Consider the following 19,334-nt stretch of genomic DNA (forward strand, 5'->3'; position numbering starts at 1 on the left):
TCGCCCGGACGGCTACACGGCGGCCAGACGGGCGACGAGCCGCTGGCCGGAGCCGGGGGACGGCGGCGCCGGTCTGCGGCGCGGGAAGACCTCGCCGGGCGTCGGGACGGGGCGGCGGGCGGGCTTGCCGCCCCCGGGAGCGGGCGCCGGACCGGGCCGGGCGGGCTGCGCGGGCCTGGCGGGCTGGGCCGGGCTGGGCTGCGCGGGGGCGGGCTGGGCCGGGGCGGGCCGCGCGGGGGCGGGGCGCTCGCCCGGCTTGGGCGCGGGCCGCTTGGCGGGCCCGGGACTCGCTCCGCCGTCCTGGGCCGAACGGGCGGCCGGCACACCGGGCGCGGGCGCCTGGACGGCGGTGAGCGGGCCGAAGCCCCCGCGCGGGGCGCGGGAGGCCGGGACCGCCGGGACGGCGCCGTGCCCGGCGCAGCGGCGCAGCAGGGCGGCGGCGGCCGGGGTGCCGCGCAGGGCGCGCAGGGCCGCGAGGTCGTCGGGGACGGGCCGGTATCCGGCGTCCAGGGCCTCGTCGAGGAGCGCGAAGTAGCCGGAAGCCGAGCCGGGCAGCGCGTCACGGTAGCGGGCCAGGTCGGCCACCAGGAACGCGCGCAGCCGGGCACCCTCGCGCATCGCCTCGTCGAGCGACTCGGCGAGGCGGAGGCAGTCCTGCACGTCCTCGGCGCGGGCGGGGCGGAGATGAAGGGCAACGGCGAGGGCGCGGCGGAGCACACGCAGCTCCTCCGCGCCGAACGCCATGCCGCCGCGGGTTCCATATGGCGTGGGCATGGGCCCGACGATACGCGCTAATCAGACAAATTCGACATAAGGCGCGTGCGTGGCGGGCGTGGCGTGCCGGGCGCGTGGCGCGGCCCGACAGGGCCTACGCGCGCGGGCGCGGGCGACCGCGCGTCGGGCTGGCGCGGGTGGTCGGGAACCAGTCGGGGGTTCGGCCGGGGGCAGGGGGCAGGGGCAGTCAGGGAGGGGCCCCGGGGAGGGAAGGCGCCATACGCGGGCGGCCCGACCTGACGGGGCGCACGCGCGGGCGCATCCGGTCGGCTTGGCTGCCCGGTCCCGTGGGGCGCACGACCGGCGCACCCGGCCGCGCATTCGGCCGGCGCGGGTGAGCGGGTGATCGGAGCGGCCCGGACGGGGGCGGTCCGGATGGGTGGTCCGGCCGCAAGGGGGGGAGCGGGGTCCGGCCGTAGGTCGGCGGGGTCCGGCCGGGGAAGCCGCCGCGCGCGGGCGGCGCGACGCGGCGGGGCGTGCACGCGGGCGCGGGCGGCCGTGCGCCTGTCGGCTCGGTCGGCCGGCGCATCCTGGGGAGGGCCCGGACCGCCGTACGCGCACGGTGGCACGCGTACGGCGCGGCGTCACGCGGGGGCGTGCCTCAGAGCCGGGACACGTTCCGCTCGTAGACCAGCCGCAGGCCGATCAGGGTGAGCCAGGGTTCGTGCTCGTCGATCACGGAGGACTCGCCGAGCACCATGGGTGCCAGGCCGCCGGTCGCGATCACCGTGACCTCGTCCGGGTCGTCGGCCAGTTCGCGGGCCATGCGGCCCACGACGCCGTCCACCTGCCCGGCGAACCCGTAGACGATGCCCGCCTGCATCGCCTCGACCGTGTTCTTGCCGATCACGCTGCGCGGCCGGGCCACCTCGATCTTGCGGAGCTGGGCGCCCTTGACGCCGAGGGCGTCCACGGAGATCTCGATGCCGGGGGCGATGACGCCGCCGATGTACTCCCCGCGCGCGGAGACCGCGTCGAACGTCGTCGCCGTGCCGAAGTCCACGACGATGGCCGGGCCGCCGTACAGGTCGACCGCCGCGACCGCGTTGATGATGCGGTCCGCGCCGACCTCCTTGGGGTTGTCGGTCAGGATCGGCACACCGGTCTTGACACCCGGTTCGACCAGGACGGCCGGGACGTCGCCGTAGTAACGGCGGGTCACCTCCCGCAGCTCGTGCAGCACCGAGGGGACGGTCGCGCAGATCGCGATGCCGTCGATGCCGTCGCCCAGTTCGTCGCCGAGCAGCGGGTGCATGCCCATCAGGCCCTGGAGCAGGACGGCCAGCTCGTCGGCGGTGCGGCGGGCGTCCGTGGAGATGCGCCAGTGCTCGACGATGTCCTCGCCGTCGAACAGGCCGAGGACCGTGTGCGTGTTGCCCACGTCGATGGTCAGGAGCATGCCTGCTCCGCTTCCGGCGCGCGCAGGTCCAGGCCGATGTCCAGGATCGGCGAGGAGTGGGTGAGGGCGCCGACCGCCAGGAAGTCGACGCCGGTCTCCGCGTAGGCGCGCGCGTTGTCCAGGGTGAGCCGGCCGGAGGCCTCCAGCAGCGCGCGGCCGTCGACGATGGCCACGGCCTCCTCGCACTCACCGGGCGTGAAGTTGTCCAGCAGGATCAGATCGGCGCCCGCGTCGACCACCTCGCGCAGCTGGTGCAGGGTGTCGACCTCGACCTCGACGGGCACGTCCGGGAAGGCCCCCCGTACGGCCGCGAAGGCCGCCGCGACGCCGCCGGCGGCGACCACGTGGTTGTCCTTGACCAGGGCCGCGTCCGAGAGGGACATGCGGTGGTTGACGCCGCCGCCGGCCCGGACGGCGAACTTCTCCAGGGACCTGAGGCCCGGCGTCGTCTTTCGGGTGTCGCGCACCTTGGCCCGGGTGCCGTCCAGGGCGTCCGCCCACGCGCGCGTGGCGGTCGCGATGCCGGACAGACGGCACAGCAGGTTCAGCGCGCTGCGCTCGGCGGTCAGCAGGTCGCGCGTGCGCGTGGTGACCGACAGCAGCTTCTGCCCGGCCTCGACGCGGTCGCCGTCCTCGACGTGCCGCTCGACCTCGAACTCGTCCGTGCAGACCACCGAGAGCACCGCCTCGGCGACGCGCAGGCCCGCCACCACACCGGCCTCGCGGGCGGTGAGGTCGCCGGTGGCCACGGCCTCCTCGGGGATGGTCGCGACCGTCGTCACGTCCACGCCGTGGGCCAGGTCCTCCTGGACGGCGACGTTGGCGACGTCCTCGACCTCCAGGGGGTCGAGTCCGGCACCGGCCAGCAGTTCGGCGAGCGCGGGGTCGAGCCCGCACTCGTCGTAGCCGTCGTGGTCCTCGTCGGTGTCCGCGCCGCAGGCACAGCCGTCGCCGCAGCCGCCGTTCGGGGCGAGGGGAAGGTCTTCGGTGCTCACTTGTTCACTGCTCCTGGGGACGGCGGGGCCCGGTGGCCCCGGGACGGGTCGGGGGGAAGTCTGCGGTGTCCGTGGTGTGCACGACCGGCGAACGGTCCGGGTTCAGCCGTACGACGTTGTGGCGCCGCCAGCGGGCGTCGTCGCGCTCGGCGTGGTCCTCGCGCCAGTGGCAGCCGCGGGTCTCCTCGCGGAGCCCGGCGGCGGCCACCAGGGCGCGGGCCACGCACAGGAGGTTGGTGGCCTCCCAGGTGTCGATGCCGGGCTCGGCGGTCTTGCCGTTCTCGTCGAGCGCGGAACGGGCCTCGGTGTGCAGCGCGTCCAGCCGGTCGGCGGCCGTGGCCAGGGAGGCGGCGGAGCGCAGCACACCGGCGCCCTCGGTCATGATCCGCTGGATCGCGAACCGGGTCTCGGGGGCGAGCAGCGGGTGCGCGGGCTGCCCGGGGTGCGGGACGGGCTCGGGCACGCGCGCGTGCAGAGCGCCCTCCGACCGCTCGCGGGCGATGTCGGCGGCGATCCGCTCGGCGTAGACCAGTCCCTCCAGGAGGGAGTTGGAGGCGAGCCGGTTGGCGCCGTGCACGCCGGTGCAGGCGACCTCCCCGCACGCGTACAGGCCGGGCACGGTGGTCCGGCCGCGGGAGTCGGTGCGTACGCCCCCGGAGGCGTAGTGGGCGGCCGGGGCGACGGGAATGGGTTCGGTGACCGGGTCGATGCCATGGGCCCGGCAGGCGGCCAGGATCGTGGGGAAGCGCCGCTCCCACATGGCGGCGCCGAAGTGCCGGGCGTCGAGGAACATGTGCTCGGTGCCCAGTTCCTGCATCCGGCGCGTGATGCCCTTGGCGACGATGTCCCGGGGCGCCAGCTCGGCCAGCTCGTGCTGTCCCAGCATGAAGCGCACGCCGTCGGCGTCGACCAGGTGGGCGCCCTCGCCGCGGACCGCCTCGGAGACCAGCGGCTGCTGGCCCTCGGCGTCCGCGCCGAGGAAGAGCACGGTCGGGTGGAACTGCACGAACTCCAGGTCGGAGACCTCCGCACCGGCGCGCAGGGCGAGGGCCACACCGTCACCGGTGGACACGGCCGGGTTGGTGGTCGCGGAGAACACCTGGCCCATGCCGCCGGTGGCGAGGACCACGGCGGGCGCGTGCACGGCGCCCACGCCGTCGTGCTGGCCCTCGCCCATCACGTGCAGGGTGACGCCCGCGCTACGGCCCTCGGCATCGGTGAGCAGGTCCAGGACGAGGGCGTTCTCCACAGTGCGGATCCCGCGCGCGCGGACCGCCTCGACCAGCGCCCGGGACACCTCGGCGCCGGTGGCGTCGCCGCCCGCGTGCACGATGCGGCGGCGGTGGTGGCCGCCCTCGCGGGTGAGCTGGATGCCGCCCGCGTCGTCGGTGTCGAAGCGGGCCCCGGTGGAGATGAGCCGCCGGACCGCGTCGGGGCCCTCGGTGACGAGGATCCGTACGGCCTCCTCGTCGCACAGGCCGGCCCCGGCGACCAGGGTGTCGTCCAGGTGCTGCCCGGGGGTGTCGCCCTCGCCGAGGGCCGCGGCGATGCCGCCCTGGGCCCAGCGGGTGGACCCGTCGTCCAGGCGGGCCTTGGTGACGACCACCGTGGTCAGCCCGGCGGCCTCGCAGCGCAGGGCGGCGGTGAGCCCGGCGATGCCGGAGCCGACGACCACGACGTCCGCGGCGACGGACCACCCGGGCGCGGGCGCGTGCAGGCGTATGCCGGTGCTGGTCACAAGGCGGCTCCAAGGGTTGCCGGGTCCCCGGGGGCGCCGAAGGCCAGGGGGATGTTGTCGATCAGCCGGGTCGCCCCGACCCGGGCGGCGACGGCGAGGACGGCCTCGCCGGTGAAGCCGTCGCCGATCTCGGTGAAGTCGGCCGGGTCGACCAGGGCCAGATAGTCCAGTTCGAGCGGCGGATCGAGGCGGGCGGCCTCGTCGAGGACCAGCCGGGCCGCCGCGCGGACGGCGTCGGGCGCGCCGGGTGCCGCCTTGGCGACGGCGGCGGCGTCGGCCGCGGCACGGGACTCGCCCAGCGCGCTCAGCGCGTCGGCACGCGCGCGCGTGGAGGGCACTTCGCGGGCGCGGGCGCGCAGCGCCTCCTGGGCGGCGTGCCGGTCGCGTCCGGCGAACAGGGCCTGGGAGAGCGCGAGGGCGGTGCGCCGCTCCTGCGGGGAGAGGTAGCGGTTGCGGCTGGACAGGGCCAGTCCGTCGTCCTCGCGGACGGTGGGGACGGCGGTGATCTCCACGCCGAAGTTCAGGTCGCGCACCATGCGGCGGATCAGCGCGAGCTGCTGGGCGTCCTTCTGCCCGAACAGGGCGACGTCCGGGCGGGTGAGGTGCAGCAGCTTGGCGACGACGGTGAGCATGCCGTCGAAGTGCCCGGGTCGCGAGGCGCCCTCCAGACGTCCGCCCATGGGCCCGGCGGTGACGCGCACCTGCGGCTCGCCGCCGGGGTAGACCTCGTCGGCGGAGGGCGCGAGGACGACATCGGCCCCCGCCTGCTCGGCGAGCTTGACGTCCGCCTCCAGGGTGCGCGGATAGCGGTCCAGGTCCTCGCCCGCGCCGAACTGGAGCGGGTTGACGAACACGGTGACGACGACCTCGCCGCCGTCGCCCGCACTCCGGCGCGCGGCGCGGATCAGGGCGGCGTGCCCGTCGTGCAGGGCGCCCATGGTCATCACGACGGCGCGGCGGCCGGTGCGCACGCGCGCGCGCAGCTCGTCGGCGGTGCGCAGCAGGGCTGTGGTCATCGGGCGTCTCCGTTCCCGGGCGCCGGGGTCACCGGACGGCCCTCCTCCGCGGCGGTCCGCGCCGTCCGGTTCGCCGAGTGCCCCGCGCGGGTCATCGGGCATCACCCTCGTCCTCACCGGCGTCGGTGCCGCCATGGCCCGGGGCGCCGCCGGGGCGCGCGGTCCCTTCGGCCAGGACGTCGAGCAGGTCCTCGGCCAGCTCCGGCTTGAGCAGCCCGTGGGCGAGGGCGCGGTCGGCGGTGGCGCGGGCCATCGCCAGATAGCCCGCGACGGTCTGCGGGGCGTGTCGGCGCAGCTCGTCGACGTGCGCGGCGACCGTGCCCGCGTCCCCGCGCGCGACCGGGCCGGTGAGGGCCGCGTCGCCGGAGCGCAGGGCGTTGTCCAGGGCAGCGCCGAGCAGCGGGCCGAGCATCCGGTCGGGGGCGGTCACACCGGCCGCGCGCAGCAGCTCCATGGACTGCGCGACCAGCGTCACCAGGTGGTTGGCGCCCAGGGCGAGGGCCGCGTGGTAGAGCGGGCGCATCTCCTCGGCGATCCACTCCGGTTCGCCGCCCATCTCGATGACCAGGGCCTCGGCGGCCATCCGCAGCTCCTCGGGCGCCGTGACGCCGAACGAGCACCCGGCCAGCCGCTGCACGTCCACGGGGGTGCCGGTGAAGGTCATCGCCGGGTGCAGGGCCAGCGGCAGGGCGCCCGCGCGCCGGGCGGGGTCCAGCACCCGCGTGCCGTACCGCCCCGAGGTGTGCACGAGCAGGTGGCCGGGGCGTACGGCGCCGGTCTCGGCGAGGCCCGCGACGAGGGCGGGCAGGGCGTCGTCGGGGACGGTGAGGAGCACCAGGTCGGCGCGCCGCAGGACCTCGGCGGGCGGCACCAGGGGGACGCCGGGCAGCAGGTGCCCGGCCCGCCGCCTGGAGGCGTCGGAGACGCCCGAGGCGGCCACCGGACGGTGGCCCGCGAGCTGGAGGGACGCGGCGAGCGCGGGACCCACCCGGCCGGCGCCGACGACGCCGACGGTGAGCCGCGCGGGGCGGTCCCTGGGGTCTGGCTGTTGGCTTGTACTCACGCGGCAGTGGCCTTCCCGTTCCAGTCCGCTCCGGGTACCGGACGATTTCTCGTCATGTTAACGCTATCCGTCCGGGAGGCGTCCGTTCGTCCACAGGCTGTGGGTCACACCACGGCCCGCGGCACGCCCGCGCGGCCGGCGGTGAAATCCGGGTGCCCCGTGCGAGCGGCGCGGGGGATGATCCACGGCATGGACGACACGGCGGACCAGGACCAGCACCAGGACCGGCACCACGGCCGGGCGGACGGCACGGGCCGGACAGATCATCAGGAGGACCCGGCCGAGAACCCGGCCGCGGCCGAGGAGCGGCGCACGCGGTTGCGCGAACGGCGCCTCGCCGCCTACCGGAGCGCGGAGCGCGTCCTGTCGCGCCCCGCCTATCTCGGCACGCTCCGGGAGCGGCTGGCGGACCTGGAGCAGGCACGGGACGTCCACGACCTCGACGAGACGTCGGACATGTACGGCAGCGGTGTCGTCGAGACCCTGGAGGAGCGGACGGCGGCCCTGCTCGGCAAGGAGGCCGCCGCCTTCTTCCCGACCGGCACGATGGCCCAGCAGGTCGCGCTGCGCTGCTGGGCGGCCCGCACCGGCGACCGGGCCGTGGCCCTGCACGCCCTGGCCCACCCCGAGGTGCACGAACGCCATGCGCTCAGCCAGGTCAGCGGGCTGCGCCCGGTCCGGGTGACGAGCGAGCCCCGGCAGCCGACCGCCGACGAGGTGCGCGGCCTGGACGAGTCCTTCGGGACGCTGATGCTGGAGCTGCCCCTGCGGGACGCCGGTTTCGTGCTGCCCACCTGGCAGGAGCTGACGGACGTCGTCGCCGCGGCCCGCGAGCGGGACGCCGTGGTGCACTTCGACGGCGCGCGCCTGTGGGAGGCCACCGAGCACTTCGGTCGGCCGCTGGCGGAGATCGCGGACCTGGCCGACAGCGTGTACGTGTCGCTCTACAAGTCCCTGGAGGGCCTCGGCGGCGCGGTGCTCGCCGGGCCGGCCGAGCTGGTGGCCGAGGCGAAGACCTGGCGGCACCGGTACGGCGGCACGGTCTTCCAGCAGTTCCCGACCGCGCTGTCGGCGCTGGCCGGGCTCGACCGGGAACTGCCCCGCCTGCCCTCGTACGTGCGGCACGCGCGCGTGGTGGCCGCCGCGCTGCGCGAGGGCTTCGCGGCGGCCGGGGTGCCCTGGTTCCGTGTGCACCCCGAGGTGCCGCACACCCACGAGTTCCAGGTCTGGCTGCCGTACGACGCGGAGGTGCTCGCCGAGGCGGCGGTGCTCCACGGGGAGGCGACGCGGACGCTGCTGTTCGCCCGCCCCTGGGACCGCGGCGGCCCCGGGCTCGCCTTCACCGAGGTCACCGTGCGCGCCGCGGGCCTGGAGTGGACGGCGGACGACGTGCGGTCGGCGGTCGCCGGCTTCGCCGCGTGCCTCGCTGAGGCGTGCGCCCGGACCTGACCCGGCGTACCCACGAGGTCGGGGCAGGTGGCACGGGCGGGCCCTCTCCGGCGCCGGAGACGCCTCCGGTGGCGGCGTCCCGGCGCGGTGCGGCGGCGGCCGCGGTCCGGTGCGGCTCAGCACCCCGTGGGGCGGGGCCGCCGCGCCTGCCGGTGCCGCCACCGGTCCAGGGCCAGGCGCAGCCGCCCGTGCGCCGGGCGGCCCGCGAGCACCGCGCCGAAGCGCCGCCGCTCCCGCAGTTCACGCACCACCTGCCAGTCGTTGAGGCCCGGTGCGGGGGGTTCCGGCTCGCCGTGGCGGCGGGCGCGGTGGACGTCGAGGAAGTACTGCTCGGTGAGGCTCATGGCCGTATCGCCCTCTCGGGACGGGTGGATGGAAGAGGCTCCGCGGCTGCCCCGGTGCCTCCACCCTGCGCCGCCGCCCCGCCGAAGTCCCGCCGATTGACGGCGGCCGTCAATCGGGATCCGCGTTGTCGGTGGGCGCGTGCACCATGGGGGCATGAGCGTGCGCATCGACATCACGGGGCTGCGGCCGGAGGGGATCGCCGTCGTGCCCTCTCCCCTGGCCGAGCTGGGCATGGCGCTGCACGCGCTGTCCGAGCCGGCACACCACCCGGGCCTCCAGGGCTGGGTCACGGGCGTCACCGCCCGGCTCGACCCGCATCTGGCCGACCGGATGTGCGAGGCGGACTTCCTGTGGCGTACGACGTTCTCCGACCTCTTCCTGCCCTTCGCCGGGCTGCCCGGCGCGAGCGGACTGCCGGGGCAGACACTCGCCGAGGAGCTGGACCTGCTGGACAAGCTGTCCGACGAGCAGTTCGTGGACGCGGCCCTGGAGTTCACCTGCGCCCTGCCCTACAGCGGGCCGGGCCCCGGCCCGCTGGGCGATGCGCGGCTGCGCCGCCGCGCGCTGGAGCTGGCCGCCGCGCGCGGGCCGCAGCAGGTGCTCTTCAGTGAGCGGCTGCTGGCCGACCCGCCGCACATCAGGGGCTGGCTGCGGCAGTTCCTCCAGGACTGCGACGAGGCGTTCTTCGCGGAGACCTGGGCCCGGCTGCGCCACCAGCTCGCGGCGGACGCCCGGCACAAGACGGAGCTGCTGCGCCGCCGGGGCCTGGCCGACGCGCTGACCGCGGTGTCCCCGGCGGTCGCGCTGGACGAGGCCGCGGCCCGGATCACGGTCGACAAGCTGGGCGACGGGCGGACGGCCACGGCGGGCGGCGGCCTGCTGCTCGTCCCGACGAGCCTGGGCTGGCCGCACCTGATGGTGCTGCACCGCCACGCCTGGCAGCCGGTGCTGCACTACCCGGTCGGCTCGCCCGAGCCGGCCGCGCCGCCCTCCGTGGAGCAGCTGACGCTGCGGATGTCCGCGCTGTCCCACCCGGTGCGGATGCGGCTGTGCCGCAGCCTGGCCCGCAGCGCGTTCACCACCGGTGAGCTGACCCAGGCGCACGGCATGACCGCCCCGGAGATATCCCGGCATCTGAGCGTGCTGAAGAAGGCCGGCCTGGTCACCACCCGGCGCCGCGGCCGGTACGTCTACCACCAGCTGGACGTGACGATGGTGGCCCGGCTGGGCAGCGACTTCCTGGAGGGGATCCTGCGCTGACCCGCGCGCCCGGGGACCCGGGGCACGTCCGCGGCCCCGGGCGGGGCGGTGCGGGTCTCAGCCGTGGCCGCCCGCGCGGACCAGCCCCGTCTCGTAGGCCAGGACGACCACCTGCACGCGGTCACGCAGGCCCAGCTTGGTGAGGATGCGGCCCACATGGGTCTTCACGGTCGCCTCGGACAGCACCAGCCGGGCGGCGATCTCGCCGTTGGACAGGCCCTGCGCGACCAGGATCATGACCTCGCGCTCCCGCTCGGTGAGCCGCTGGAGCTCCTTGTGCCGGGGCTCCTGGCCGCCGGAGGGCAGCATCGGCGCGAACCGGTCGAGCAGGCGCCGGGTGGTGGAGGGCGCGACGACCGCGTCACCGCTGTGCACCGCGCGGATCGCGGCGAGCAGGTCGCCGGGCGGCACATCCTTGAGCATGAACCCGGAGGCGCCCGCCTTGAGCCCGGAGAAGGCGTACTCGTCCAGGTCGAAGGTGGTCAGGATCAGCACCTTGGGCGGGTTCGGCTCCGCGCAGACGCGGCGGGTGGTCTCCACCCCGTCCAGCTTCGGCATCCGGACGTCCATCAGCACCACGTCGACCGCGGTGGCCCGCAGCACCTGGAGCGCCTCGACGCCGTCACCCGCCTCCGCGACGACCTCCATGTCCGGCTGGGCGGCCAGCACCATCCGGAATCCGGTGCGCAGCAGCACCTGGTCGTCGACGAGCATCACGCGGATCGTCATCGGGGTTCCTCTTCGTCATAGGAGCGTCGTACGGGCGGCACAGCGGCGCGAGCGGGCGGGCAGCGGGTCGCGGCCGGTCGGGCGGTGCACCGGCGCACAACGGCGTGACAGGTGTCACCGGCAGTGTGCGTCGGCTTCAGTGCGCCGGTTTGAGCGGCAGCAGCGCACTGATACGGAAGCCTCCACCGGGGCGCGGTCCCGCGTCCAGCGTGCCGCCGACCATACCGACGCGCTCGCGCATCCCGATCAGGCCGTGCCCCTGCCCGTCGGCGCCGCCCTCCTCGTACAGCTCGTGCGGGGCGCCCTTGCCGTCGTCCTCGACCAGCAGGCCGAGACCGTCGTCGAAGTACACCAGGCGCACGCTCGCGCCCGCGTTCGGTCCGCCGTGCTTGCGGGTGTTGGTGAGGGCTTCCTGCACGATCCGGTACGCGGTCAGCTCGACGCCGCTGGGCAGCGGACGCGGTGTCCCCTCGACCCGGAAGTCGACCGGCAGCCCGGAGCCCCGGCACTGCTCGACCAGGTCCTCGATCTGCTCGGCGTTGGGCTGCGGCACGTACTCGCCGCCCTCCTGGTGCTCGCCGGTGCGCAGCACGCCCAGCAGGCGGCGCATCTCGGCGAGGGCCTGGCGGCCGGTGGAGGAGATCGTCTCCAGGGCCTTCTTGGCCTGGTCGGGCGCGGCGTCCAGGACATAGGCGGCGCCGTCGGCCTGGACCACCATCACCGACACGTTGTGCGCGACCACGTCGTGCAGCTCGCGGGCGATGCGGGCGCGCTCGGCGGCGACCGCGACCTTGGCCTGCGCCTCGCGCTCCTTCTCCAGCCGGGCGGCGCGCTCCTCCAGCTGCGCGAAGTAGGCGCGGCGGGTGCGCATGGAGTCGCCGAGCACCCAGGCCAGGGCGAACGGCACGGTCGTGAAGACGGCTATCGCCACGTTCCCGGCGACGCTGGAGTTCTCCTGCGGCCAGCGGATCTGGGCGAGCGTCGCCGCGGACATCCCGCCCGCCAGAGCGAACCGGGAGGCCCAGCGGGCGCCGATCGCGGCGACCGTGTAGATGATCACCAGCATGGCGAAGTCGGCGACCGTGGTCTCGATGTCCAGCACCAGCTGGGCCGCGCCCGTCGCCGCCGCCAGCAGCACCATCTTCTCGGGCATCCGGCGGCGCAGGGCGACCACCACGCTCAGCACCACGGACACCGCGAGCGCCGCGGGGAGCGTCCCGTGGTGGCCCGGCGTCCCGTCGACACTCACCGCACCCAGGCCGGAGAACCCGAGCAGGACGAGGGCCCAGAAGCCGTCGACCCATGTCGGGTGCCTGCGGAGAAAGTCGTAGAGACGCTGCACGTAACCCAGAGTAGGGAAACGTGAGTGGTGCACGGGTCAACCGGAGGGCCGATCCGCACCCCCCGGGCGTACTCCCCAAGGTGGAGGTCGTGATCGCCTGTACGCCTACGCTGGCGAGGTGGCGGACGACACAGCGGGGGAACGCCCGCGGGAGAGCGCGCGCGAGTGGCGCGGCTGGCGCGCGGCGGCCCGGGACGCCCTGTACGGGCCGGGCGGCTTCTACCGGCGGCCCGAGGGACCGGCCGGGCACTTCCGCACGTCCGTGCACGCCTCACCGCTCTTCGCGGCCGCCGTGGCACGGCTGCTGTGCCACCTCGACGAGGCGCTGGAGCGGCCCGGGGTGCTCGGCTTCGTCGACATGGCGGCCGGTCACGGGGAGCTGGCCGCGGGGGTGCTGGCCGCGCTGCCCGCCCCGGTGGCCGCCCGCACCCGGGTGTACGCGGTCGAGGTCGCCGGCCGGCCGCCGGGACTCGATCACCGGATCGAGTGGCTGAGCGCCCCGCCCCGGCACGTCACCGGGCTGCTCCTCGCCAACGAGTGGCTGGACAACGTGCCGGTGGAGGTGGCGGAGACCGACGCGGCGGGTGTGCCCCGGCGCGTGCTCGTCCGGCGCGACGGCACGGAACGGCTCGGGGAGCCGGTGGCGGGCGCCGAGGCCGCCTGGCTGGCCCGGTGGTGGCCGCTGCCTCCCGAGGAGGGCCTGCGCGCGGAGATCGGCCTGCCCAGGGACACCGCCTGGGCCGAGGCGGTCTCCTGCCTCGACCGGGGGCTGGCGGTCGCCGTGGACTACGCGCACCGCTCGGGCGCCCGGCCGCCGTTCGGCACCCTCACCGGCTTCCGGGACGGACGGGAGACCCGGCCCGTACCGGACGGCACCTGCGATCTCACGGCGCACGTGGCCCTGGACGCCTGCGCCGCGCACCTTTCGGGCACGCGCCCCGCGCACACCCCTGACGCACTCCCCCGCGCACGCCTGCTCACCCAGCGCACCGCGCTGCACGCCCTCGGTCTCACCGGCGCACGCCCTCCGCTGGCGCTCGCCTCCACGCGCCCCGCGGAGTATGTGCGCGCCCTCGCGAGCGCCGGGGAGGCCGCGGAGCTCACCGCGTCCGGCGGACTCGGCGACTTCGGCTGGCTGCTCCAGCCGGTGGGCCTCCCCCGGGCGCGGGCCGCCCTACTTGTCGATGTCCCCGACCACGAAGAACATTGAGCCCAGGATCGCCACCATGTCGGCCACCAGCGTGCCCGGCAGCAGCTCGGCCAGCGCCTGGATGTTGTTGTACGAGGCGGAGCGCAGCTTCAGCCGGTACGGGGTCTTCTCGCCCTTGCTGACCAGGTAGTAGCCGTTGATGCCGAGCGGGTTCTCGGTCCAGGCGTAGGTGTGCCCCTCGGGCGCCTTGAGGACCTTCGGGAGCCGCTGGTTGACCGGCCCCGGCGCCAGGGCGGCCAGCCGGTCCAGACAGGCGTCGGCGAGGTCCAGGGCGTTGTGGGTCTGCTCCAGCAGGCACTCGAAGCGGGCCAGGCAGTCGCCCTCCTGCCGGGTGACCACCTTCAGGACGTCCGCCAGTTCCCCGTACGCCAGATACGGCTCGTCGCGGCGCAGATCGAGGTCGACGCCCGAGGCGCGCGCGATCGGCCCGCTCACCCCGTAGGCGTGCACGGCGCGCTGCGACAGCGTGCCCACGCCCCGGGTGCGCCCCCGGAAGATCTCGTTGCCGAGCACCAGGTCGTCGAAGACGTCCATGCGCGAGCGCACGGCGGCGACGGCGCCGCGCGCACGCGTGGGCCACCCGGCCGGGATGTCCTCCTTGAGGCCGCCGACCCGGTTGAACATGTAGTGCATCCGGCCGCCGGAGATCTCCTCCATCACGTTCTGGAGGATCTCGCGCTCCCGGAACGCGTAGAAGACCGGGGTGATGCCGCCCAGCTCCAGCGGATAGGAGCCGAGGAACATCAGATGGTTGAGCACCCGGTTCAGCTCCGCGAGCAGCGTGCGCGTCCACACCGCCCGCTCGGGCACCTCCATGCCGAGCATCCGCTCCACGGCCAGGACCACGCCCAGCTCGTTCGAGAACGCCGACAGCCAGTCGTGGCGGTTGGCCAGCATGATGATCTGCCGGTAGTCCCGCGCCTCGAACAGCTTCTCGGCGCCGCGGTGCATATAGCCGATCACCGGCTCCGCGCTCCTGATGCGCTCGCCGTCCAGCACCAGCTTCAGCCGGAGCACCCCGTGCGTGGACGGGTGCTGGGGACCGATGTTGAGCACCATGTCGGTGCTCTCCGCGGCACCGCCGATCCCGACCGTCGTCTCCGTCGTAGGAGTCATGGACCCAGTCTCCCCTACGTACGCTTGCCCCATGGAGACGGGGAGTCCGGAGAACGAACGGGCGGCCGGGGCCGAGCCGGGGTGGACGGCACTGCCGTCCGGCCTGCTGCGGATGCGCCGCCTGCTGCTCGTGGTGTGGCTGGGACCGGCGGCGGTGGCCGTGGGCTGGGTGCTCGGCGCGGTGGCGGGACCGGCCTGGGCGGCGTTCGCGCTGGTGCCGCTCGCGGCGGCGGCCTGGGGCTGGGTGCTGCTGGGGCGCAACTGGCGCTCCTGGCGCTACGCCGAGCGCGCCGACGACCTGCTGATCGTCCGGGGCGTGCTGTGGCACGAGGAGACCGTCGTGCCCTACGGCCGGATGCAGCTGGTCGAGGTCACCTCGGGCCCGGTCGAACGGCATTTCGGGCTGGCCACCGTGCAGCTGCACACGGCGGCCGCCGCCACCGACGCGACGATCCCCGGCCTGGACCCGGCCGAGGCCGAACGGCTGCGCGACCGGCTCACCGAGCTGGGCCAGGCCCGATCGGCGGGACTGTGACGGCGCCGGAGGCGGACGCCACGAAGGACGCGGGCACCGCGGGAGGGCCCGCCGCCGCGCGGCCCGTGGCCGAGCGGCGGCTGCACCCGGTGACCCCGCTGCGCCGCGCCTGGGCGCCGGTCGCCGTGCTCGCCGGCTGGGCCGTCCACGACCCCGGCCAGGCGCAGCAGCAGCTGACCCGGCTGACCACGGCCTGGCTGCTGGCCGGCCTCGCCGTGCTCCTCCCGGCGGCGGCCCTCTACGGCTTCCTGTCCTGGTGGTTCACGCACTTCGCGGTGACCGACACCGAACTGCGCATCCGCACCGGACTGCTGTTCCGCCGCACCGCGCACATCCGCCTGGAGCGCATCCAGGCCGTCGACGTCACCCGGCCCCTCCTCGGCCGCCTCGCGGGCGTCGCCAAGCTGAAGCTCGACGTCATAGGGACCGACAAGAAGGACGAACTGGCCTTCCTCGGCGAGGACGAGGCCCGCGCGCTGCGCGCCGAACTGCTCGCGCGCGCCGCCGGATTCTCCGCCGACACCGCCCAGGAGGTCGGCGAGGCACCCGCGCGGGAGCTCGTCCGCGTCCCCGCGCGCGTGATAGCCGTCTCGCTGCTGCTGATGGGCGCGACCTGGGGCTCGCTCCTCGCCGCCGTCGTCGTGCCGTCCCTGCTGTGGCTGGCCACCCACAGCCTGTGGACGGTCCTGGCCACCGCCCTGCCGCTGCTCGGCGGGGCCGTGACGAGCAGCGTGGGCCGCTTCGTCGCCGCCTACGACTGGACGCTGAGCGAGTCGCCCGACGGACTGCGCATCGACCGGGGCCTGCTGGACCGCACCCACGAGACCGTGCCGCCGGGACGCGTGCAGACCGTACGGATCGTGGAACCGCTGCTGTGGCGGCGCTGGCGGGCGCCGGGCGCGGGCGGACCCGGCACCGGGCGCGGCTGGGTCCGGGTGGAGCTGGACGTGGCCGGGTCCTCGAACTCGGTGCTGCTGCCGGTGGCCCCCCGGGAGATCGCCGAGTCAGTGATCTCCCGGGTGCTGCCGGGCGTCGCCGTGCCGGAGACCTCGTCCCTGGCCCGGCCGCCGCGCGGTGCCCGGTGGTGCGCTCCGGTGCGGTGGCGGGGCTACGGGGTCGCCGTCACCGGCACGGTGTTCGCCGCCCGGCACGGACTGCTGCGGCGGCGGCTCGCGCTGGTCCCGCACGCCAAGGTGCAGAGCGTACGGCTCACCCAGGGGCCCTGGGAGCGCCTCTGGGGCGTCGCCGACGTCCAGGTGGACACCGGCGCGAACAAGACGGTGACGGCGCGGCTGCGGGGCACCGGTGAGGCGGAGCGGCTGCTGCGGACGCAGGCCGAGCGCTCCCGTACGGGACGGCGGGACGCCCGGCCGGACCGGTGGATGGAGCGGGACGGGCAGGCGGACCCGGCCGCGGGGCCGTCGGAAGCGGCCGGAGCCGAAGGGCCGTGACGAGGCCCGGCGGCGGCAAGAGGTAGAGGTAAGGGGCACGGTCCAAAGGACCGTGCCCCTTACCGATCTGCCGATGCTCGCTCTTCGACGTGGGTCCGCCCTCAGGACGCCGCCGTGCGCAGGTCCAGGACGTCGAGCTGCTCGGTCTCGTCGTGGGCGGTGAGGTCGATGACCTGGCTCGCCGCCTCGGCCCCGGCCGCCGCGTCGGCGGGCTCGTGCCCGGCCCCGGTCCCGGTCTCGGTCCTCCCGGACTCGGAATCGGACCTCCCGGAATCGGACTCGGCCTCGGACTCGGCTTCGGACTCGGCCTTGTGCAGGGCGAGCGCCTCCGGGCCGACGACGTCCGCCAGGTCCTCGTTCTGGACGGCTTCCAGGGCGGCGGGCGGCGCGCCCTTCTTCGTACCGAAGAAGTCGAACCCGCCCGCGGTCACCTGGCGCCGTGCGGGCGCGGGCGGCACGACGGCCACCGCGGTCGGCACGGCGAAGTGTCCGGCGGGGTGCTGCGGCCTGCCGCCCGGAGCGGCCGCGTCGGCGGCACCGGCGTCGTCGGCGCCATCGGTCGGCCCAGCGGCGTCCGTGGGCTCGGCCTCGGCGGACCGGGCCGTCCCCGTCTCCCCCTCCGGCCCGTCCGCCGTCTCCCGCGCACGGGCCGTACCCGCCTCGGCGTCGGCGTCCGGGGCCGCGTCCGCGCGCCCGGCCCGCTCGCCGCGGTCAGCACCCTCACCGCGGTCGTCACCGTCGACAACATCGACAACGTCGTCATCGGCGCCATCGGCGTCATCGGCGTCATCGGGACCAGCGCTGCCATCGGCGCCAGCACCGTCACCGGCGTCGCGGTGATCCCGCGCGCCGCGCTCGCCGTCCGTGCCGAGCCGCGCCAGCGCCGCCCCGGCCCGCGCGAACAGCTCGGAACCCTCGGGGGAGAACACGGCGGGAGCCACGCCCACCCGCTGCTCCTCCGGCTCCTGCGGCGCCTGCGCCTGCGCGCGCCCATCGGCCCCAGCCCCGGACCTGGCCCCGGCCCCGGCCCCGGTCCCCTGCGCGGCGGCCGGGACGGCCTGGGCGCTCGGGCCCGCGGGCAGCGCGGGCAGGTCGGTGGCCGCCTCAAGCTCCAGCAGGCGACGGCCCTCCAGCGCGCTCGCCCGCTCCGTCTCGGCCGTGGCGTAGCGCCGCAGCAGGGCCGCGTGCTCGTTGCGCAGCCGCGCCAGCTCGGACCGCTTGGCCCGCAGCTTCTGTTCCAGACGGGAGCGCAGTCCGCGCGACTCCTCCAAGTCCGACTCGAGTTCGGCGACGCGTTCCTCGAAGCGCCACTCGTCGCTCGCACGCGCGCGCGTGAGGTCGGCCACCCGGCGGCCCGCCTGGGTGTCCCAGCGGCGCAGGACGACCGCACCGGCGACCGCCGTCACCGCGGCGGCCGCCGCGAGAGACCGCAGCACCACCGGTGCCGTGAACACCCAGGGCCCCAGGGCGCAGACGACAGAGACGCCGGCGATCGCCGTGGGGGGCAGCAGCCTGTGCAAGGGAGGGGAATGGCGGTGACGTCCACGTGGCATGGCCAGAAACTTACCGCGCGTAGGCGAATCATGGTGGGCCGCCCCGCAAAAAGGCGGCCATACCGAAATCTTCACAGCACATCAGGAGTTCGGACCGGGCGCGGGGCGAGTTCGGCCGAACTCCGGAGCAATTCCAAGATCATTCATCGGTGCCTCTCCAGGGCACCTCGCACAGCCCCGTCTCAGCGCTCCGCGAGCCGCGCGCTGACCCACTGAAGGGTCGGCGGGATCTCGCGCCGCCAGGTGTTGAAGTTGTGGCCGCCGCTGTCCAGGATGATCGACGAGACACGGGTCTTCTTCGTCGCCTTGACCGCGTCTATGAACCTGATCGTCGACCGGTAGTTGCTTTCGCCGTGCTTGCTGCTGGTGACGAGCAGCGAAGTGTCGGGAGCCGCCTGGTGCTTGATGAACCACGCCAGGTCGGCGCGATTCTTCAGCTGCTCGTTCCCCTGGAACAGATCACCGGTCGTCGGGTCGATCGGCGCCTTGTAGTAAGGCGACAGACCGGCCCCCGCGCCATACACCTCGGGGTGGTGCATGGCGAGTTTCAGCGCGCAGTATCCGCCCGTGGAATCGCCGATGATGCCCCAGCCGCCCGGCTTCTTGCCGACCCGGTAGTGCGCGGCCACCGCGTCCGGCAGATCGCGGCCGAAGAACGTCTCGGTCTGCGGGCCGCCCGGGATGTCCACGCACTCGGTGTCGCGCGGCGGCGCGACCGTCGGCCGCAGCATCACCAGGATCATCGGCTCCATCCGCCCCTGCTTGGCCAGTTGCTGCGCCGTGCGCGGGTAGTTGAGCTTGCTGACGAGCGCCTGGGCGGTGCCCGGGTAGCCGGTGAGGATCACGGACGCGGGGAACGTACGGGTGCGGTACTGCGGCTGGAAGTACTCCGGCGGCAGGTATATGAACGCGGGCGAGGCGATGTGGGACGTACGGCCCACGATGTCGACCTTCTGTATCTGCCCCGTCAGCTGCGGCCGGGATCCGCCTGCCATCTGCACCTGCTGGGTGCCGACCACACGCAGCGGCCCGGTCGCACCGCCCGCCATATGGTCGACGACCACACCCTGGTCGGTCTCCTGGCCGAACAGGTCGGCCCAGCTGGCATAGAAGCCGAAGGCCTGGTTGGCGGCGAGGCCGACGCAGGCGAAGATCGCTGCCTGGGTGGCCGCCAGGATGCCGATCCGGCCGCTGACCGCCCGCCAGTTGCGCCGCGCCAGCCGTGGCCACAGCCACACCGTGGCGACGAACAGCAGTACGGCGAACAGCACCGCCAGTACCAGCACCTTCTTGCTCGTGAGACCCATGAGCTCTTTCCTGCCTGCATTCCATGCCCGGCCCGCCGGCGCCTCGACGGCG

The 19,334-nt window shown here is 75.1% G+C and carries 17 protein-coding genes; 5 read left to right on the top strand and 12 right to left on the bottom strand.

Annotation, left to right across the window (positions count from 1 at the left end; all coding sequences use genetic code 11):
- Positions 1 to 12: 12 nt before the first annotated feature.
- The 6 genes from B086_RS0123385 to B086_RS0123410 all read right to left on the bottom strand — a co-directional run bounded on the left by B086_RS0123385 (position 13) and on the right by B086_RS0123410 (position 6,985).
- On the bottom strand, positions 13 to 774 hold the full coding sequence (locus B086_RS0123385; protein ID WP_106436145.1) for a hypothetical protein: 762 nt from the start codon (positions 772 to 774) through the stop codon (positions 13 to 15).
- Positions 775 to 1,375: 601 nt separating this feature from the next.
- Positions 1,376 to 2,173, bottom strand: a complete 798-nt coding sequence (locus B086_RS0123390) for a type III pantothenate kinase (RefSeq protein WP_018568862.1) — start codon at positions 2,171 to 2,173, stop codon at positions 1,376 to 1,378.
- Complete coding sequence (gene nadC / locus B086_RS0123395; protein ID WP_018568863.1) at positions 2,164 to 3,168, bottom strand: carboxylating nicotinate-nucleotide diphosphorylase; 1,005 nt, start codon at positions 3,166 to 3,168, stop codon at positions 2,164 to 2,166. Before nadC ends, B086_RS0123390 begins: the two co-directional genes overlap by 10 nt.
- Positions 3,169 to 3,172: 4 nt before the next feature.
- Positions 3,173 to 4,906 carry an L-aspartate oxidase gene (locus tag B086_RS0123400; protein ID WP_018568864.1) on the bottom strand — a complete coding sequence of 578 codons (1,734 nt, stop codon included), beginning with the start codon at positions 4,904 to 4,906 and terminating at the stop codon, positions 3,173 to 3,175.
- Entirely contained in the window at positions 4,903 to 5,922 is a 1,020-nt protein-coding gene (panC, locus tag B086_RS0123405) for a pantoate--beta-alanine ligase (RefSeq protein ID WP_018568865.1), read from the bottom strand. Before panC ends, B086_RS0123400 begins: the two co-directional genes overlap by 4 nt.
- 91 nt (positions 5,923 to 6,013) lie before the next feature.
- Positions 6,014 to 6,985, bottom strand: a complete 972-nt coding sequence (locus B086_RS0123410; RefSeq protein ID WP_018568866.1) for a Rossmann-like and DUF2520 domain-containing protein — start codon at positions 6,983 to 6,985, stop codon at positions 6,014 to 6,016.
- 177 nt (positions 6,986 to 7,162) lie between these two features.
- On the opposite strand from B086_RS0123410, the gene B086_RS0123415 reads away from it, so the two are divergent.
- Positions 7,163 to 8,434 (top strand): threonine aldolase family protein, encoded by a 1,272-nt coding sequence (locus B086_RS0123415; protein ID WP_018568867.1) that lies wholly within the window; start codon positions 7,163 to 7,165, stop codon positions 8,432 to 8,434.
- Positions 8,435 to 8,550: 116 nt separating this feature from the next.
- Here the strand turns inward: B086_RS0123415 and B086_RS0123420 are convergent, their stop codons facing one another.
- Positions 8,551 to 8,778 carry a hypothetical protein gene (locus B086_RS0123420; protein WP_018568868.1) on the bottom strand — a complete coding sequence of 76 codons (228 nt, stop codon included), beginning with the start codon at positions 8,776 to 8,778 and terminating at the stop codon, positions 8,551 to 8,553.
- Positions 8,779 to 8,932: 154 nt separating this feature from the next.
- On the opposite strand from B086_RS0123420, the gene B086_RS0123425 reads away from it, so the two are divergent.
- Positions 8,933 to 10,039, top strand: coding sequence for a DUF5937 family protein (locus B086_RS0123425; RefSeq protein WP_018568869.1), 1,107 nt, complete (start codon positions 8,933 to 8,935; stop codon positions 10,037 to 10,039).
- A gap of 57 nt (positions 10,040 to 10,096) precedes the next feature.
- Here B086_RS0123425 and B086_RS0123430 read toward each other — a convergent pair whose 3' ends face one another.
- A complete protein-coding gene (locus tag B086_RS0123430) occupies positions 10,097 to 10,768 on the bottom strand; it encodes a response regulator (protein WP_018568870.1) in 672 nt (223 codons plus the stop codon).
- 136 nt (positions 10,769 to 10,904) lie between these two features.
- On the bottom strand, positions 10,905 to 12,110 hold the full coding sequence (locus B086_RS0123435) for a sensor histidine kinase (protein WP_018568871.1): 1,206 nt from the start codon (positions 12,108 to 12,110) through the stop codon (positions 10,905 to 10,907).
- A 118-nt stretch (positions 12,111 to 12,228) separates the two neighbouring features.
- On the opposite strand from B086_RS0123435, the gene B086_RS0123440 reads away from it, so the two are divergent.
- A complete protein-coding gene (locus B086_RS0123440) occupies positions 12,229 to 13,320 on the top strand; it encodes an SAM-dependent methyltransferase (RefSeq protein WP_018568872.1) in 1,092 nt (363 codons plus the stop codon).
- Here the strand turns inward: B086_RS0123440 and B086_RS0123445 are convergent.
- Positions 13,285 to 14,436 (bottom strand): NADH-quinone oxidoreductase subunit D, encoded by a 1,152-nt coding sequence (locus B086_RS0123445; RefSeq protein ID WP_018568873.1) that lies wholly within the window; start codon positions 14,434 to 14,436, stop codon positions 13,285 to 13,287. The genes B086_RS0123440 and B086_RS0123445 overlap by 36 nt on opposite strands.
- Positions 14,437 to 14,467: 31 nt before the next feature.
- Between B086_RS0123445 and B086_RS0123450 the strand changes: the two genes are divergently transcribed.
- Both B086_RS0123450 and B086_RS0123455 read left to right on the top strand, forming a co-directional pair.
- Positions 14,468 to 14,971, top strand: a complete 504-nt coding sequence (locus B086_RS0123450; RefSeq protein ID WP_018568874.1) for a PH domain-containing protein — start codon at positions 14,468 to 14,470, stop codon at positions 14,969 to 14,971.
- A complete protein-coding gene (locus B086_RS0123455; RefSeq protein WP_018568875.1) occupies positions 14,968 to 16,422 on the top strand; it encodes a PH domain-containing protein in 1,455 nt (484 codons plus the stop codon). Before B086_RS0123450 ends, B086_RS0123455 begins: the two co-directional genes overlap by 4 nt.
- 101 nt (positions 16,423 to 16,523) lie before the next feature.
- Here the strand turns inward: B086_RS0123455 and B086_RS0123460 are convergent, their stop codons facing one another.
- Complete coding sequence (locus B086_RS0123460) at positions 16,524 to 17,942, bottom strand: hypothetical protein (RefSeq protein ID WP_018568876.1); 1,419 nt, start codon at positions 17,940 to 17,942, stop codon at positions 16,524 to 16,526.
- A 215-nt stretch (positions 17,943 to 18,157) separates the two neighbouring features.
- The gene (locus B086_RS0123465) at positions 18,158 to 19,282 is read right to left on the bottom strand and encodes an alpha/beta hydrolase (protein WP_018568877.1); all 1,125 of its coding nucleotides are present in this window, start codon (positions 19,280 to 19,282) and stop codon (positions 18,158 to 18,160) included.
- Positions 19,283 to 19,334 lie beyond the last annotated feature (52 nt).

The organism is Streptomyces sp. PsTaAH-124 (genome assembly GCF_000373685.1).
Lineage (GTDB): Bacteria > Actinomycetota > Actinomycetes > Streptomycetales > Streptomycetaceae > Streptomyces > Streptomyces andamanensis.

Bases quoted from the DNA above. Each gene is read 5' to 3' on its own strand.
- B086_RS0123385 (WP_106436145.1), bottom strand. From the start codon at position 774: ATGCCCACGCCATATGGAACCCGCGGCGGCATGGCGTTCGGCGCGGAG.
- B086_RS0123465 (WP_018568877.1), bottom strand. From the start codon at position 19,282: ATGGGTCTCACGAGCAAGAAGGTGCTGGTACTGGCGGTGCTGTTCGCC.
- B086_RS0123425 (WP_018568869.1), top strand. From the start codon at position 8,933: ATGAGCGTGCGCATCGACATCACGGGGCTGCGGCCGGAGGGGATCGCC.
- B086_RS0123390 (WP_018568862.1), bottom strand. From the start codon at position 2,173: ATGCTCCTGACCATCGACGTGGGCAACACGCACACGGTCCTCGGCCTG.
- B086_RS0123430 (WP_018568870.1), bottom strand. From the start codon at position 10,768: ATGACGATCCGCGTGATGCTCGTCGACGACCAGGTGCTGCTGCGCACC.
- panC (WP_018568865.1), bottom strand. From the start codon at position 5,922: ATGACCACAGCCCTGCTGCGCACCGCCGACGAGCTGCGCGCGCGCGTG.
- B086_RS0123450 (WP_018568874.1), top strand. From the start codon at position 14,468: ATGGAGACGGGGAGTCCGGAGAACGAACGGGCGGCCGGGGCCGAGCCG.
- B086_RS0123420 (WP_018568868.1), bottom strand. From the start codon at position 8,778: ATGAGCCTCACCGAGCAGTACTTCCTCGACGTCCACCGCGCCCGCCGC.
- B086_RS0123445 (WP_018568873.1), bottom strand. From the start codon at position 14,436: ATGACTCCTACGACGGAGACGACGGTCGGGATCGGCGGTGCCGCGGAG.
- B086_RS0123415 (WP_018568867.1), top strand. From the start codon at position 7,163: ATGATCCACGGCATGGACGACACGGCGGACCAGGACCAGCACCAGGAC.